The organism is Ilumatobacteraceae bacterium, from assembly GCA_033344875.1.
Lineage (GTDB): Bacteria > Actinomycetota > Acidimicrobiia > Acidimicrobiales > Ilumatobacteraceae > Ilumatobacter.
Genome location: JAWPMO010000001.1, coordinates 4,837,725 through 4,851,686 on the forward strand (window position 1 = coordinate 4,837,725; position 13,962 = coordinate 4,851,686).

At 69.4% G+C, this 13,962-nt stretch carries 13 protein-coding genes; 7 read left to right on the plus strand and 6 right to left on the minus strand.

The genetic code is table 11. The annotated features are described in order from the left end of the window. Nucleotides 1-25 precede the first annotated feature (25 nt). Nucleotides 26-772 (minus strand): class I SAM-dependent methyltransferase, encoded by a 747-nt coding sequence (locus R8G01_22825; protein ID MDW3216842.1) that lies wholly within the window; start codon nt 770-772, stop codon nt 26-28. Nucleotides 773-840: 68 nt separating this feature from the next. Here R8G01_22825 and R8G01_22830 point away from each other — a divergent pair, with 68 nt between their 5' ends. Together R8G01_22830 and mnmA are read left to right on the plus strand one after the other, a co-directional pair. Further along, nucleotides 841-1,959: a cysteine desulfurase family protein gene (locus R8G01_22830; protein ID MDW3216843.1), complete on the plus strand. Its 1,119-nt coding sequence runs from the start codon at nt 841-843 to the stop codon at nt 1,957-1,959. Continuing rightward, nucleotides 1,956-3,002, plus strand: a complete 1,047-nt coding sequence (mnmA, locus tag R8G01_22835; GenBank protein ID MDW3216844.1) for a tRNA 2-thiouridine(34) synthase MnmA — start codon at nt 1,956-1,958, stop codon at nt 3,000-3,002. Before R8G01_22830 ends, mnmA begins: the two co-directional genes overlap by 4 nt. Before the next feature lies 1 nt (nt 3,003). On the opposite strand, the gene R8G01_22840 is transcribed toward mnmA, so the two are convergent. Next, nucleotides 3,004-3,891: a hypothetical protein gene (locus tag R8G01_22840; GenBank protein MDW3216845.1), complete on the minus strand. Its 888-nt coding sequence runs from the start codon at nt 3,889-3,891 to the stop codon at nt 3,004-3,006. An 85-nt stretch (nt 3,892-3,976) separates the two neighbouring features. On the opposite strand from R8G01_22840, the gene R8G01_22845 reads away from it, so the two are divergent. Genes R8G01_22845 through R8G01_22855 form a run of 3 tightly spaced genes read left to right on the plus strand, consistent with a single transcriptional unit; the run spans nt 3,977 to nt 7,822 of the window. Continuing rightward, entirely contained in the window at nt 3,977-5,026 is a 1,050-nt protein-coding gene (locus R8G01_22845) for a hypothetical protein (GenBank protein ID MDW3216846.1), read from the plus strand. A gap of 29 nt (nt 5,027-5,055) precedes the next feature. Continuing rightward, nucleotides 5,056-7,122, plus strand: coding sequence for an NAD-dependent DNA ligase LigA (gene ligA / locus R8G01_22850; protein MDW3216847.1), 2,067 nt, complete (start codon nt 5,056-5,058; stop codon nt 7,120-7,122). Nucleotides 7,123-7,132: 10 nt separating this feature from the next. Next, nucleotides 7,133-7,822, plus strand: coding sequence for an aspartate/glutamate racemase family protein (locus tag R8G01_22855; protein MDW3216848.1), 690 nt, complete (start codon nt 7,133-7,135; stop codon nt 7,820-7,822). A 3-nt stretch (nt 7,823-7,825) separates the two neighbouring features. Here the strand turns inward: R8G01_22855 and R8G01_22860 are convergent, their stop codons facing one another. Continuing rightward, nucleotides 7,826-8,371 carry a hypothetical protein gene (locus tag R8G01_22860; GenBank protein ID MDW3216849.1) on the minus strand — a complete coding sequence of 182 codons (546 nt, stop codon included), beginning with the start codon at nt 8,369-8,371 and terminating at the stop codon, nt 7,826-7,828. 120 nt (nt 8,372-8,491) lie between these two features. Here R8G01_22860 and R8G01_22865 point away from each other — a divergent pair, with 120 nt between their 5' ends. Further along, nucleotides 8,492-10,663, plus strand: coding sequence for a PASTA domain-containing protein (locus tag R8G01_22865; GenBank protein MDW3216850.1), 2,172 nt, complete (start codon nt 8,492-8,494; stop codon nt 10,661-10,663). 46 nt (nt 10,664-10,709) lie between these two features. After that, nucleotides 10,710-11,609, plus strand: coding sequence for an SDR family NAD(P)-dependent oxidoreductase (locus R8G01_22870; protein MDW3216851.1), 900 nt, complete (start codon nt 10,710-10,712; stop codon nt 11,607-11,609). Here the strand turns inward: R8G01_22870 and R8G01_22875 are convergent. From R8G01_22875 to R8G01_22885, 3 genes are read right to left on the minus strand one after another with little or no spacing between them, the layout of a single operon-like run. Continuing rightward, nucleotides 11,599-12,003 carry an SCP2 sterol-binding domain-containing protein gene (locus R8G01_22875; protein ID MDW3216852.1) on the minus strand — a complete coding sequence of 135 codons (405 nt, stop codon included), beginning with the start codon at nt 12,001-12,003 and terminating at the stop codon, nt 11,599-11,601. The two genes, R8G01_22870 and R8G01_22875, sit on opposite strands and share 11 nt — an antisense overlap. A 24-nt stretch (nt 12,004-12,027) precedes the next feature. Next, the gene (menC, locus tag R8G01_22880) at nt 12,028-13,143 is read right to left on the minus strand and encodes an o-succinylbenzoate synthase (GenBank protein MDW3216853.1); all 1,116 of its coding nucleotides are present in this window, start codon (nt 13,141-13,143) and stop codon (nt 12,028-12,030) included. Beyond that, entirely contained in the window at nt 13,140-13,853 is a 714-nt protein-coding gene (locus R8G01_22885; protein ID MDW3216854.1) for a hypothetical protein, read from the minus strand. Before R8G01_22885 ends, menC begins: the two co-directional genes overlap by 4 nt. Nucleotides 13,854-13,962 lie beyond the last annotated feature (109 nt).

A 13,962-nucleotide genomic window follows, 5' to 3' on the forward strand; every position in this document is an offset into this window, starting at 1 on the left:
AACCGGTCGACACGACGCTCGATCCTCAGCGTGCCCGGAACACGGTCACGTGGCGTTCGGCGTCGTCGCGGAATGCCGTCCGGTCGAACGACGTCCACCGCTGCTCGACGTCGAAACCGGACGCGTCGGCCATGCGGTCGAGCTCGTCGGTGGTGCTGTACCGGATCGACCACGGACGGAGGCGGACGCCACCGGCCTCGGTGAACTCGACGAACTGCCCCTCAGCCGTCTGCAGGTCGGGGTCTTGCAGCGAGACCGACAGGACCACCCGGTCGGCCGCCAGTGAGCGGACCGACACATCGGACGAACGTTCGCCCGAGCTGGCGGGGACGAACGCTTCCACGACGAACCGGCCGCGTGGCTCGAGGACCGCTGCGACTTCGCGGAAGCAGTCGGCCTGGAGCTCCGGCGATGCCAGGTTGAAGAGCGTGTTGTAGGCGACGAACGCGAGCCGGAACGGCCCACGGGGGAGTGGCCCGGCCATGCTGCCGAGATGGCGGTCGATCAGGCGCTCCGGGTCGCGCTCCGCGAGTCGGTCGAGCATCGCCCGGCTGGCGTCGAGCCCGGTGACGGTCACGCCGTGATCACGGCCGGCGACGGCCAGGGGCACCGCCAGGCGTCCGGTGCCGACGCCGAGTTCGAGTACCGCCCCGCCGTCGGCGAGGTCGAGGAGCGTGTCGGTGGTCGCGGCGATGTCGGAGATGGCGTCGTACCAGTCGTCGTAGACGTCGGCGAACGCGTCGCCGTAGGTGGTCTCGTCGTAGCCGTCCATCGTGATCCGTTCCGCACGGTAGCCCCGTCTGCACGACGTGCGGGCGCTCGCTCGATAGCGTTGTCGGGGTGGCACCGACCTATCTCGATCATGCGGCGACGACGCCGATGCGGCAGTCCGCGATCGACGCCATGCTGCCGTTCTTCACCGAGCGCTTCGCGAACCCGAGCGGCTCGCACCGGTTCGCCCGCGACGCCCGCCGTGCGATCGACGAATCGCGTGACCTGGTGGCCGGCCTGCTCGGTGTGCAACCGGGCGAGGTCGTCTTCCTCGGATGCGGTACCGAAGCCGACAACCAGGTCATCCGCGGCGTCGACGGCGTACCGGTGTGCCCGGCCGTCGAGCATCACGCGGTGCTCCATCCGGTCGAGGCGCAGGGTGGCCGCGTGGTCGGCGTCGACGCCACCGGTCACGTCGAGCTCGACCGGCTCGCCGACGCTCTCGGACCCGACGTCGGTGTGGTCAGCGTGATGGCGGTCAACAACGAGGTCGGCACGGTCACCGACCTCGCGGTGGTCGCCGCGATCGTCCGCGAGCATGCGCCGCAGGCGATCCTCCACACCGACGCCGTGCAGGCGGCGTGCTGGCTCGATCTCCGCGAGGTGTCGGCGCTGGTCGACGCCATGTCGCTGAGTGCGCACAAGTTCGGTGGTCCGAAGGGCGTCGGCATCCTGACGATCCGCGACGGCCGCTCGCTCGCTCCGATGCTGATCGGTGGGGGGCAGGAGCGTGAACGACGCAGCGGCACGCACAACGTGGGCGGCATCGTCGCGATGACGGCGGCACTCGCCGAGACCGACACCCATCGCGACGACGAGAACGCTCGCCTCGGCGCCCTTCGGGATCGACTCGTCGACGAGATCACCGGTTCGCTCGACGACGTCGTCGAGACCGTGCCGCGCGACCGCAAGGTCGCCGGGTCCGCGCACATCTGCATCGACGGCATCGAGAGCGAGTCGCTCCTGTACCTGCTCGACGAGGCCGAGGTGTGTGCGAGCGCGGCGTCGGCGTGCGCGAGCGGTGCCATGGAGCCGTCGCACGTGCTCGCGGCGATGGGGATCGACCGACGCCGCGCCGGCGGCGCCCTCCGCATGAGTCTCGGGCACACGACCACCGCAGCCGACGTCGATCGGGGTGTCGAGGTCGTCGTGGCCGGTGTGCGGCGCCTCCGGAAGGCCGCAGCATGAAGGTGATGCTCGCGATGAGCGGCGGCGTCGACTCGTCGGTCGCCGGTGCACTGCTGCTGCAGGCCGGTCACGACGTCGTCGGCGTCACGATGAAGCTGTGGGGCGGCGACAGCGACTCGGGCTGCTGCAGCGTGAGCGACGTCGACGACGCCCGCCGTGTCGCACAGCAACTCGACATCGATCATCTCGTGTTCAACTTCGGTGACGACTTCGATCGTCATGTCGTCGAACCGTACGTGCGAGACCACGCCCTCGGTGTCACGCCCAATCCGTGCATCGAGTGCAACCGACACGTCAAGTTCGACCGCCTGCTCGAGCGGGCCGATCAGCTCGGATTCGACGCCGTCGCGACCGGGCACCACGCGCGCATCGGCCGTGACTCGGCCGGCCGGTTCACGCTCGAGCGCGGTGCCGACACGGCGAAAGACCAGAGCTACGTCGTCCACATGCTCGATCAGCACGATCTCGGTCGCACGATGTTCCCGGTCGGCGACATCGACAAGGGCGAGGTCCGGCGACTCGCGGTCGAGATGGGCCTGCGCACCGCCACCAAGCCCGACAGCCAAGACGTGTGCTTCATCACCAGCACGGGCGGTCGCGAGACGTTCCTCGGTGATCGCATCCCGTTCCGACCCGGCACGGTCGTCGACCGGGCCGGCGAAGAACTGGGCCGGGTCGACGCCGTCGAGATGGTCACGATCGGTCAGCGCAGGGGGATCGGCCTGCCGGGCGGCGGACCGAAGCGGTACGTCGTCGACGTCGACGTGCCGAACGGGGTCGTGACCGTCGGCGACGACGCCGATCTCTACCGCGACGCCGTGACGGTGCTCGACCCGACCTGGGTCGCAGCACCGTTCGAGGGGCGAGCCCTCGTGCAGTGCAGCGCCCACGGGGCCACGAACGAAGCCGTGGTGACCGCGATCGGGGCCGGTTTCGATGTCCGCTGGGTCGAACCGCAACGTCGCATCGCCCCCGGACAGAGCGTCGTCGTGTACGACCTCGACGACCGTCGCGTCATCGGCGGCGGCACGGCGGCCCGCTGACTCAGCCGACGGGCAGCCGGCGGCGAACCGCGCTCCGGAGCGCCTCGCCCGGTCGTGACGGTGCCACGAGGCACGACCGGAGGTGGATCGCATTCCCACGGGGAACCTTGGGAGTCGCGGCGAAGATCACGGTGGTCGACTCGTGCGTCGAGATCTCGATCGTGTGCCCGGAGGCGGGCCCGGTCAGGTCGGCCGCCTCGGTCCCGACCGGAGCGAGCCGGATGCGGGCGATCTCCTGCCGCCGCAGCATCACCGTCTCGGCCAGGACGAGTTGGTCGTGGATCACCACCCCGATCGGCACGATGACGAACCAGCGCCGAGCGAGACGATGCCAGCGCGGCCACCCGAGCACGCCGCCGCAGATCGCCACGAGGGCGACGAGCAGGCCCGTGATCCAGCGGCGGTCGGCCAGGAGGAGGACGGCGGTGATCGCCGAGGCGGCCCACACGGCCCAGCTCAGCCCGGCGGCGAGCGCGTAGGCGGCAGGGGGGCGGAGCAGATGGCGGTCCTCGTCGCCGTACGCGGACGCCTGGACGAACACCCGGCCGATCAGCGCCGAGTAGGCCACGACGACGGCGAGCAGGGCCAGGATCAGGAACGCAACGCCCGAAGCGGCGTCGGCGCCGCCGAGCAGTGCGGCGACGGCGGTCGGGACGGCGATCGGCACGATCAGGCGAACGGCGGTGAGGCTCACGACGGCGGGGAGCGCCATCGAACACACACCGGCGAACCAGCCGACGAAGGCCGCGTACCGGACGATGTCTCCGAAACGGTCGGTCGCCGAGACCGTCGCCTCGTCGATCGCCGCGCCGCCGGCGACGAGCACGCCGACCCAGATGAGGCGCAGCACCCAGGGCATCGCTCGTTCGAGGCGGGCGAGGTCGGTCACCCGGCCAGTCTGGCGGCCACGAACGGCGAAATCCCACGCCGTGTCGAAGTCGTCGTCGTCGACGCCGAGGTGTCACGATGGAGCGATGACGGTGGACGGCGACGTGAGGCCCGGTACCGAGCCGGCCGCGCGAGCGTCGACCGTGGCCCGGCCCCCCGCCTTCCTCGACATCGTTCCCGCCGCCGCGACGATCGGCGTCGGCAGCCTGCCGCACCGTGACGTCGAGGCAGCCGCCGAATTCAGCTTCGAAGCATTCGACGTGCTCACGCTCCCGAGCCTGCCGCGCCGGTGCCCGGCCGAGGCGCCGATCGCACAGGCGCTCGTCGGCGCCCCCGGCGTGACGCTCGGGCAGTACGGCACGGTGGCGATCGACGTCTCACGCCTCGATCCAGCCGCAGAGGTGTTCACCGATTTCGGGGCCGACCGTTTCGCCGGTTTCCGCTCGTGTCTGGAGTTGGCGGTCGAGCGCGGACACCGAGGCCCGGTCAAGTGGCAGTTCGTGGGGCCGATCAGTGTCGGCGTCGCGCTCCGCCGCGGTGGAGCTCCGTCCGACGTCGCGTTCGCGCTGGCATCGCGGGTCGTCCAGAGCCACCTGCGCGCCCTCGCCGCTCGGATCTCCGACGCATTGCCGCACGCGTCGCAACTCGTCGTGATCGACGAACCCTTCCTCGACGACGTCATGGCGCACGACTTCCCGATCGCGCCCGACGAGGCCGTCGACTTGCTCTCGTCGGCCATGGCGTCGATCGAGACGTCGGCGACCGTCGGCGTGCACGTGTGCGGTGACATCGACGTCGCCGCCCTCACGGCGTCCGGTCCGAAGGTGCTGTCGCTGCCTGCCCGCACCTCGCTGGTCCCGTATGCCGGGTACCTGGCCCGTTTCCTCGACCGTGGGGGCGTGGTCGCCTGGGGAGCGGTGCCGACCGAAGGTCCCATCGGAGCGACGGCGAATCGGACGGCCGCTCGCCTCGAAGCGCTGTGGGACCAGTTGGCCGAGCGCGGGTGCGATCCGGCGAGGCTCCGGCGACAGAGCCTGATCTCGCCACAGTGCGGCCTCGGGGGCCACAGCACATCGGTCGCCGAGCGCGTCTGCGAAACCGCCCGCGCGGTGTCCCGTTCCGTGTACACGACCTGATCGGCGGCCGCTCCCTACAATCGGGGACGATGACGGCCAGCGAAGACATCACGGCTCGGATCGCCGACCTGCGCGAGCAGGTCGCCCATCATTTCCGCCTCTACCACGAGCACGACGCGCCGGAGCTGCCCGACGGCGACTACGACGCGCTGGTCCGCGAGCTGCGACGGCTCGAGGCGGAGCATCCGGAGCTGTACGAGCCGGATACCCCGTCGCAGTGGGTCGGCGGATCGGCCAGCGCCACGTTCGCTCCCGTGGCGCATGCCGTGCCGATGATGAGTCTCGACAACGCGATGGACCCGACCGAACTGCGCGCCTGGTACGACCGGCTGGTACGTGGCCTCGACGGTGTCGAGCCGCGCCTGGTGGCCGAGCTGAAGTTCGATGGGGTCGCGATGAGTCTGCGCTACGAGCACGGCGAACTCGTCCAGGCGGCGACGCGAGGCGACGGCAAGGTCGGCGAAGACGTCACGGCGAACATTCGCACGATCGGCGACATCCCGCACCGGCTGGAGGGCGACGTCGTGCCGACGGTGATCGAGGTCCGTGGCGAGGTGTACATGCCGACGGCTGTGTTCGAGGCCCTGAACGACGGCTACGTCAACGATGGCAAGCCGGCGCTCGTCAACCCGCGCAACGCCGCCGCCGGCAGTCTTCGGCAGAAGGATCCGACCATGACCGCCAAGCGGCGGCTGTCGTTCTGGGCCTACCAGCTCGGAGCGGTCGAGGGTGGGCCCGACTTCGGCTCGCACTCGGACACGCTCGACTACATCGCCTCGGTCGGTTTCCCCTCGAACGACCAGCGCCGTTCGTTCGACGACATCGACGCCGTGGTCGAGTACTGCGCGTACCGCGAGGACCACCGCCACGATCTCGGCTACGAGATCGACGGGGTGGTCATCAAGGTCGACGATCTCGCGCAGCAGGCCGAACTGGGTTTCACCTCGCGCGCACCGCGATGGGCGATCGCCTACAAGTTCCCCCCGGAAGAGCGCACGACGCTGCTCCGCGACATCCAGGTGTCGGTCGGTCGCACCGGTCGCGCCACCCCGTTCGCGGTGCTCGAACCCGTCTTCGTCGGTGGGTCGACGGTGTCGATGGCGACGCTGCACAATCAGGACCAGGTGGCGGTGAAGGACGTGCGTCCCGGCGACACGGTGGTGGTGCGCAAGGCCGGCGACGTGATTCCCGAGGTCGTCGGCCCGGTGCTGTCGATGCGGAAGCCAGGTGCGGAGCCGTGGACGTTCCCCTCCCACTGTCCGGCCTGTGGTCAACCGTTCGTCCGTCCGGAGGGTGAGGCCGACACCCGGTGTGTGGCACCCGACTGCCCGGCCCAGCGCGACCAGAAGGTCGCCTACTGGGCCAGTCGCGGAGCGATGGACATCGAGGGGCTCGGCGAGCAGATGGTCGAGAAGCTCACGGCGGCCGGCCTGGTCGCCGACCCGGCCGACCTCTACGCGCTGACGGTCGAACAACTCGTCGAACTCGACCGTGTCGGTGAGACCAGCGCGACCAACCTGGTCGCCGAGATCGACAAGTCGAAGCAGCAACCGCTCCCGCGGCTGCTCACGGCGCTCGGGGTCCGTCATCTCGGCCCGGCGGCCTCGCAGGCGTTGACCGCCGAGTTCCACACGCTGGACGCGATCGTCACGAAGTCGGTCGAGGAGATGGCCGAGGTCGACGGCGTCGGCGGCGTCATCGCGTCGACCGTGCGGACCTGGTTCGATCAGCCCGCGAACGAGGCGTTCATCGAACGTCTTCGCGAGGCCGGTCTCAACTTCGGCGACGAAGAACAGGCCCGCCGGGCGGCCGAAGCACGGGCGTCGACCCCGCAGACGATGGAGGGCAAGACGGTCGTGGTCTCGGGGGCGGTCCCCGGCTACAACCGGGAAGAGGCCGAGCAGGCGATCACCTCGCGCGGCGGCAAGAGCCCCGGCAGCGTCTCGAAGAAGACGTTCGCGCTCGTCGTCGGTGCCGGCGCGGGCGCCAGCAAGCTGTCCAAGGCCGAAGCCAACGGCACACCGATCGTGCCGGCCGAACAGTTCGAGGAGTTCCTGGTCGATCCCGAGGCGGTCGTCGGCCGGATCAGCGCATGAGTGCGACATCATGAAGATGATCGGGCTGCTCGGCGGCATGAGCTGGGAGAGTTCGATCGAGTACGAACGGCTGATCAACGAAGGGGTCAGGGCCCGGCTCGGGGGAACCCACTCGGCCGATCTCGTGATCCGCAGCTACGACTTCGCCGCCGTCGAGGCGCTGCAGGCGGCGGGCGACTGGGACGCCGCCGGCGACCTGCTCGCGACCGACGCGGTGATGCTCGAACGTGCCGGTGCCGAGATCATCGTGCTCTGCACCAACACGATGCATCTGTTGGCCGATCGGATCGAGTCGGCGATCGGTGTCGAGTTCCTGCACCTGGCCGATGCGACGGCCGCGGCGGTTCGAGCGGCCGGCGTCGGACGTGTGGCGCTCCTGGGCACCCGGTACACGATGGAACACGACTTCTACCGTGGCCGTCTCCGGTCGCACGGTCTCGATGTGATCGTCCCGGACGCCGACGACCGCACCACGATCCACGACGTGATCTACGACGAGTTGGTGCGCGGCGTGGTGCGGAGCCGGTCGAAGCGTCGCTGTCTCGACGTGATCGATCGGCTGGTCGAACGGGGAGCGGAGGGTGTGATCGCCGGTTGCACGGAGATCGAACTCCTCGTCGGGGCCGACGACCTGGCCGTGCCGTACTTCCCGACCACGGCGCTCCACGCGGCCGCAGCGGTCGAGGCCGCGCTGGCGTGAGGATCAGACGACCGTGAAGGTCCAGGTGTACGACCTGGCGAACCGGCGGCCGTCTTCGATGCGCCAGTAGATGACCTCGACGGTGTGCTCCCCGTCGACGAACTGGGTGATCGGAGCCGTGGAACTGGGGGTGAACGTCAGGGTGGCGTTGCCGGGCTCGTACCGGGTGACCGGGGGCAGTTCGACCTGCTGGCCGGGCTCGACGTCGGTCCGGCCGAGTTCGTCGATGTTGATCGTCTCGATCTCGATGTCGTCGATCACCAGGACCCCGGTGTAGCCGGTCTCGAGATCGACGAACACGTTGCTCTGGTTGAGGACCTGGACGGCCTCCGGGACCGGCTCGACCGACTCGACGTATGGGGGCAGGTCGGCGCGCTCGTCGCCGGTGATGCCGACCAGGAGGCCGCGCGTCACGAGCAGGCTGCCGACGAGCAGCAGCAGGATCATCAGCACCGTGGTGCGATCGGGACGCCGCCGACGACCGGTGGGCGGGACCGGCTCGGCGACGTCGGAGTCGTCGGTGATCTCCGGGGCGTCGGTGTCGCTCACCACACCATCATGCCGGGATCCGGACGTGGACCGGCCACGCGCAGGTGTCATGGGCCGGCGTCGAAACGCGTGGGGGGCGTCACCCCACGAGGTGGGGGCAAGCGATAGCGTTCGGACATCGTGAGCACCAGCGCATCGCCCCCCGGCGGTCCCACCGAACCGTCCGACCTGCTCGGTCGTGTCGTGGCCGACCATCTCGTGCTCGCCCGTGTGGTGAGTGCCGGCGCGAACGCCACCGTGTTCGACGCCTCCGACGAGACCACCGGCCGCACGGTCACCGTCAAGTTGATCCAGCCCGGCATGGCGGCACCCGAGGCGTTCCAGCAGCGTTTCGACGAGACGATGCGCCGAGTCGGTGCCCTGAGCCACCCGAACATCGCAGCGCTCTATGACTGGGGCACCACCGAGATCGACGGCCAGACGACGTGGTACGTGGTGGTCGAGCAGCTCACCGGTGGCAGCCTGCGCGACATGTTCGACCGAGCCAGGCGGTTGTCGCCGTCGCAGGCGCTCGCGATCGGTCTCGACGCGTGTCGTGCGCTCGACTACGCGCACCGGCGCGGGTTCGTGCACACCGAACTCACCCCGTCGAAGCTGGTGTTCGGCGACGATCGCCGACTCCGCATCACCGACTTCGGGCTGGCGGCGCTCCTCAACGAATCCACGTGGGAGCAGCCCGACGCGGTCGCTACGCACACCGCCTGGTACGCCTCGCCCGAACAGGGGCTCGCACAGCCGATCGACGGCAAGACCGACGTGTACGCCCTGTGCCTCACGCTGCACGAAGCGGTGACGGGCGTGCTCCCCTTCAAGAACGATTCGACCGTGGCCGCCCTGGCGGCGCGTGTCGGGCGCCTGATGCCCGTCTCGGCCGATCTCGGTCCACTGGCGTCCGTCCTCGAACACGCCGGGCGGCCCGAGGCCGACGAACGTTCCTCGGCCGCCCAATTCGGCAAGGAGTTGGTCCAGGTGGCCTCGAAGCTGCCGCGCCCCGAGCCGCTCCCGTTGTTGTCGACCGGGTTGTTCGAGACGCCGGCCGAGCAGCTGCGAGCACCCGACGACCCGACGGGTGGGGTCGTCCGGCCGACCGAGACGCCCGAGCCCCCGCTGATCGTCGAGGCCGAGCCGGAGATGCCGACCGACGTGACGTCCGGCGACGATCTGGTGATCCTCCCGCTCGACTCCGAGATCGGTGGTGCCCGCTCGGCATCGGAACCCGAACCCGAACCCGATCCCGAGACCGCGCAACCAGCGGCGCCTGCGACCGCCGCGTCGGCGACGCCCGAGGAGACCGCCGTCCGGCCCGAGCGTGCGGCCGGGGTCACGACTCAGGCGATGCCGATGTTGACCACCGACCCGCCACGGCGTCGACGTGGTTTCCCGTGGAAGATCGTGCTCGCCGTCCTGGTGGTCGCGGCGCTGACCGTGCTCGGCATCCTGGCCACACGATTGTTCGAGACACCGGTGTACACCGTGCCCGACCTCGTGGAGATGCCCGAAGCCGAAGCGCGGAACCTCGTGGCCACCAACCGGTGGGAACTCGAGATCACGCGAGAGCGCAGTGATCTCGTGCCCGTGGTCGGGCAGGTCGTCCGCACCGCACCGCAGGCCGGCGTCGACCTGGCCGAGGGCGAGCCGTTCCTGATCGTGGTGAGCGAGGGTCCGACGCTGCGGGAGTTGCCGGAATCGACGGGCCTGACACTGCCCGAGGCACAGACCCGTCTGGTCGAGCGAGGACTCGACGTCAGACCACCGGTCGAGGAGTACGACGAGGTCGTTCCGGCCGGCACCGTCATCAGCTGGTCGGTCCCCGGCGATGCGACACTCGGCGTCGGCTCGATGGTCGAGCCGGCGACGCCCGTCGAGCTGGTCGTCTCCCGGGGGCCTGCACCTCGGACGATTCCCGACGTCGTCGGCCAACCGGTGGGCGCGGCACGCAACGAACTCGTCGCGCTCGGACTGACGCTGACCGAGACGGCACAGGAGTTCAGTGACGACATCGTGCTCGGGTCGGTCATCTCACAGAGCTTCGAGCCGGGCACCGAGGTCGAGCGCGGCACCGACATGACGGTGATCGTGTCGAAGGGACCCGACATCGTTCCGTTCCCGAACCTGTCGGGTGCAGCGACCTACGAAGACGCCGCCGAGATCCTGATCGAGGCGGGTTTCCAGCCCCGATTGACCTTCGGTGACACGTTGGGCGAGGTGCAACAGGTACGGATCGACGGCGAGGAACCGATCGTCGGCAAGACGTATCGGCGCGGCACGCAGGTCGACATTCGCGCCCTCTGATCACTACGGTTGGCTGGCCGTCCGACCGGCGGCGCGAAAGGATGGCATGAACGAACTCGAGGGACGCGTCGCGATCGTGACCGGGGCCGGTCGCGGTCTGGGCCGTGAACACGCCAAGTTGCTGGCCTCCCACGGTGCCCGCGTGGTCGTCAACGACCTGGGTGTCGGAGCCGACGGCACCGGTTCGGATCATCGGCCCGCCGACGACGTCGTCGCCGAGATCAGCGACGCCGGGGGCACGGCCGTCGCCTCGCACGACGACGTCGCCGACTGGGACGGTGCCCGCAAGGTCATCGATGCGGCCATCGCGGCATTCGGTGAACTCGACGTGGTGATCAACAACGCCGGCATCCTCCGTGACAGCACGATCGTCAACATGACCGAGCACGACTTCGACGCCGTCGTCCGGGTGCACCTCAAAGGGCATGCGGCGCCGACCAAGTGGGCGGCGACCTATTGGCGTGAGGAGCACAAGCGCGGTGCGACCCGGCAACGCAACCTCGTGCACACCAGCTCGACGTCGGGCCTGTACGCCAACCCGGGTCAGTCGAACTACGGATCGGCCAAGTCGGGCATCGCGACGTTCAACCAGATCGTCGCCCAGGAGTTGGCCCAGTACGGCGTCGTGTCGAACTGTGTCGTTCCCGGTGCACGAACCCGACTGACCCTGGCGTCACCCGGACTCCCCGAGATCATGGAGGCACCGGCCGAAGGTTTCGACATCTGGGATCCGGCCAACGCGTCACCGCTCGTCGCTTTCTTGTCGAGCGCCTCGTGCCGGTTCAACGGCGAGGCGTTCTACGTGCAGGGTGGCACGATCCGCCGGCTCGAGCCGTGGACGCTGATCGGCGATTCGATCGAGAAGTCGACCCGCTGGGACCTGACCGAGCTGTCCGATGCCATGCAGGCGTTCGCGACGACGTCCGAGGTCGCTGCTACGCAGTGATCGACTGGAGCTCGGCCGCGAACTCGACCGACGCTTCGTTGACCGGCACCGAGGTCTGCATCGCCATGAGCTTCATCATGTCGCCCTGCACCGTGATCTTGCCGGCCATGAACGACTGCATGACCACGGCCGGGTCCTGATCGACCACCATGGCCTTGGCGGTCTCGTAGTCGGTCGTCAGCGTGACGTCGGGCTCGTCGAGCTCGCCGAGCTCGAGATCGAGATTGCCGTCGGTGCTGTCGATGTACGCCCGGATCGTGCCCTCGCCGAACGGCACGCCGGTCACGACCTGGTTGATCCGGACTTCGACGGTGACGTCGGGCAGCCGGTCGGCGTACCGGACCCGCAGCGCCCGCGCCGCCTCGATCCACTCGTCGGTCAGGAACGTGTACATGGCCGCGACTGTATCGGTGCTGGTTCAGGTCGCGGCGAGCGTCGTCGACCACGTGGTGATGCTGTCGAGGAACTCGTGATCGAGTTCGAAGCCCATGCCGGGGCCGTGGGGCACCCGGACCTGGCCGTCGTCGACCGTGATCGGATCGGTGACGATGTCGCGCCGGTAGAAGCGTGACGAGGCGCTGATGTCGCCCGGCAGCGTGAAGCCCGGGAGCGCGGCGAGCGCTGCGTTGGCCGCGCGCCCGATGCCGGTCTCGACCATGCCGCCGCACCACACCGGGACGCCCCGATCGACGCAGAGGTCGTGGATCCGTCGAGCCTCGAGGTAGCCACCGACGCGACCCGGCTTGATGTTGATGATCTCGGCCGCGCCGAGCTCGATCGCGTCGGCAGCGGTCTGCAGCGACACGATCGACTCATCGAGACAGACCGGCGTCCGGATCGCTTCGGCGAGCAGTGCGTGGCCGAGGATGTCCTCCTCGGGGAGCGGCTGCTCGATCAGCAGGAGGTCGTAGTCGTCGAGACGGGCCAGGTGCTCGCCGTCGGTGCGGTCGTAGGCGGTGTTCGCGTCGACCTGGAGGCCCATGTCGGGCCCGATCAGCTCGCGGACGAGGCGAACGGGTTCGATGTCCCAACCGGGTTCGATCTTGAGCTTGATGCGGGCGTACCCGTCGTCGACGTACCCCTGTACCTGGGCGAGCAGTTCGTCGAGCGAATCGAAGATGCCGACGCTGACCCCGCTGGGGATGCGGTCGCGGTTGCCACCGAAGTATGCGTGCAACCCGGTTCCGGCGGCGCGCAACTGCGCGTCGAGCACGGCGGCTTCGAGCGCGGCCTTCGACATCGGGTGGCCGCTGTACCGGGCGAGACGGCCGGTGACCTCCTCGGCGGTGATCGGCCCGCCGGCGGTCAGGGTCGGCCAGAAGTGGTCGCGGATGACGAGCACGGCGGCGTCGACGAACTCCGCCGAGTACGCCGGTTCGGCCATGGCGACGCACTCCCCCCAACCCTCGCCGTCGTCGGTGGTGACGTGGAGCAGCAGGATGTCGCGCAGCTGTTCGGTGCCGAAGCTGGTGCGGAACGGCGTGACGAGGTCGAGCGCGATCCGTCGGAGTTCGAGTTGCCGGAGTTCGGTCATCGGGCCGGGTGCCGAACGACGTAGGAGCCGTCACGGGTGAATCCGGTGACGACGCCACCGGAGGCGAGGAGCGGCTCGAGGCGGTCGCGGAGTTGCATGCGCCACCCGGCTGCGGCGGCCGGGTCGGTGCGGCGGAGCACGACGATGTCGTCGGGGGTCGCGACGAGCGTGGTCTCGGTCGCCGAGTCGGCCGCTGGAGACTCGGCGTCGTCGGAGGTCGGCCAGGCGACCACGAGCCGGTCGGACTCGTCGTGGGCGTTGATCGAGTCGCTCATCGTGCCGTAGAAGTTCCGGAGGTATTCGGTGACGTGGGCGCCGATCACCTCGATGTTGAACCAGGCGTTGCGGCGTACCAGCGGATCGAAGGTCCAGACGATCCAGTCGATGTCGCGTTCGGCGGCCCAGGCGCGCTGGTGGTTCTTGATGGCCCGGCCGACGCCGCCGTGCTGGACCCCGGGCAGGATCCCCGTCACGTGGCTGTGCAGGGCTCGATCGCCCTGGTGGTCGGCCAGGAAGCCGAACGACGCGCCGACGGCGTTGCCGGACTCGAATGCTCCTGCGACGTACCCACCCGCGTGCGAGATCGCCATCAGCAGTTCGACGGTCACGATCGGCGTCGCGGTGCCCCAGACCTGCTGGAACACGGTGCCGATCGCGGCCATGTCGCCGGCGGTCTCGAGCGTCCGGATGTCGAGATCTCCCTCACCCATGCATCGGACCGTATCCGGTTTGCACCCGCCGGACCGTCCTCGCCGGACGAGACGGTGACCAACGACCGTTGACGACTCGTCAAACTGTTTGGGTTCGCGGCGACGGCAG

Coding starts and splice junctions, on each gene's coding strand:
- R8G01_22885 (MDW3216854.1), bottom strand. CDS start 13,853: ATGGGTGAGGGAGATCTCGACATCCGGACGCTCGAGACCGCCGGCGAC.
- R8G01_22855 (MDW3216848.1), top strand. CDS start 7,133: ATGAAGATGATCGGGCTGCTCGGCGGCATGAGCTGGGAGAGTTCGATC.
- ligA (MDW3216847.1), top strand. CDS start 5,056: ATGACGGCCAGCGAAGACATCACGGCTCGGATCGCCGACCTGCGCGAG.
- R8G01_22825 (MDW3216842.1), bottom strand. CDS start 772: ATGGACGGCTACGACGAGACCACCTACGGCGACGCGTTCGCCGACGTC.
- menC (MDW3216853.1), bottom strand. CDS start 13,143: ATGACCGAACTCCGGCAACTCGAACTCCGACGGATCGCGCTCGACCTC.
- R8G01_22845 (MDW3216846.1), top strand. CDS start 3,977: ATGACGGTGGACGGCGACGTGAGGCCCGGTACCGAGCCGGCCGCGCGA.
- mnmA (MDW3216844.1), top strand. CDS start 1,956: ATGAAGGTGATGCTCGCGATGAGCGGCGGCGTCGACTCGTCGGTCGCC.
- R8G01_22875 (MDW3216852.1), bottom strand. CDS start 12,003: ATGTACACGTTCCTGACCGACGAGTGGATCGAGGCGGCGCGGGCGCTG.
- R8G01_22870 (MDW3216851.1), top strand. CDS start 10,710: ATGAACGAACTCGAGGGACGCGTCGCGATCGTGACCGGGGCCGGTCGC.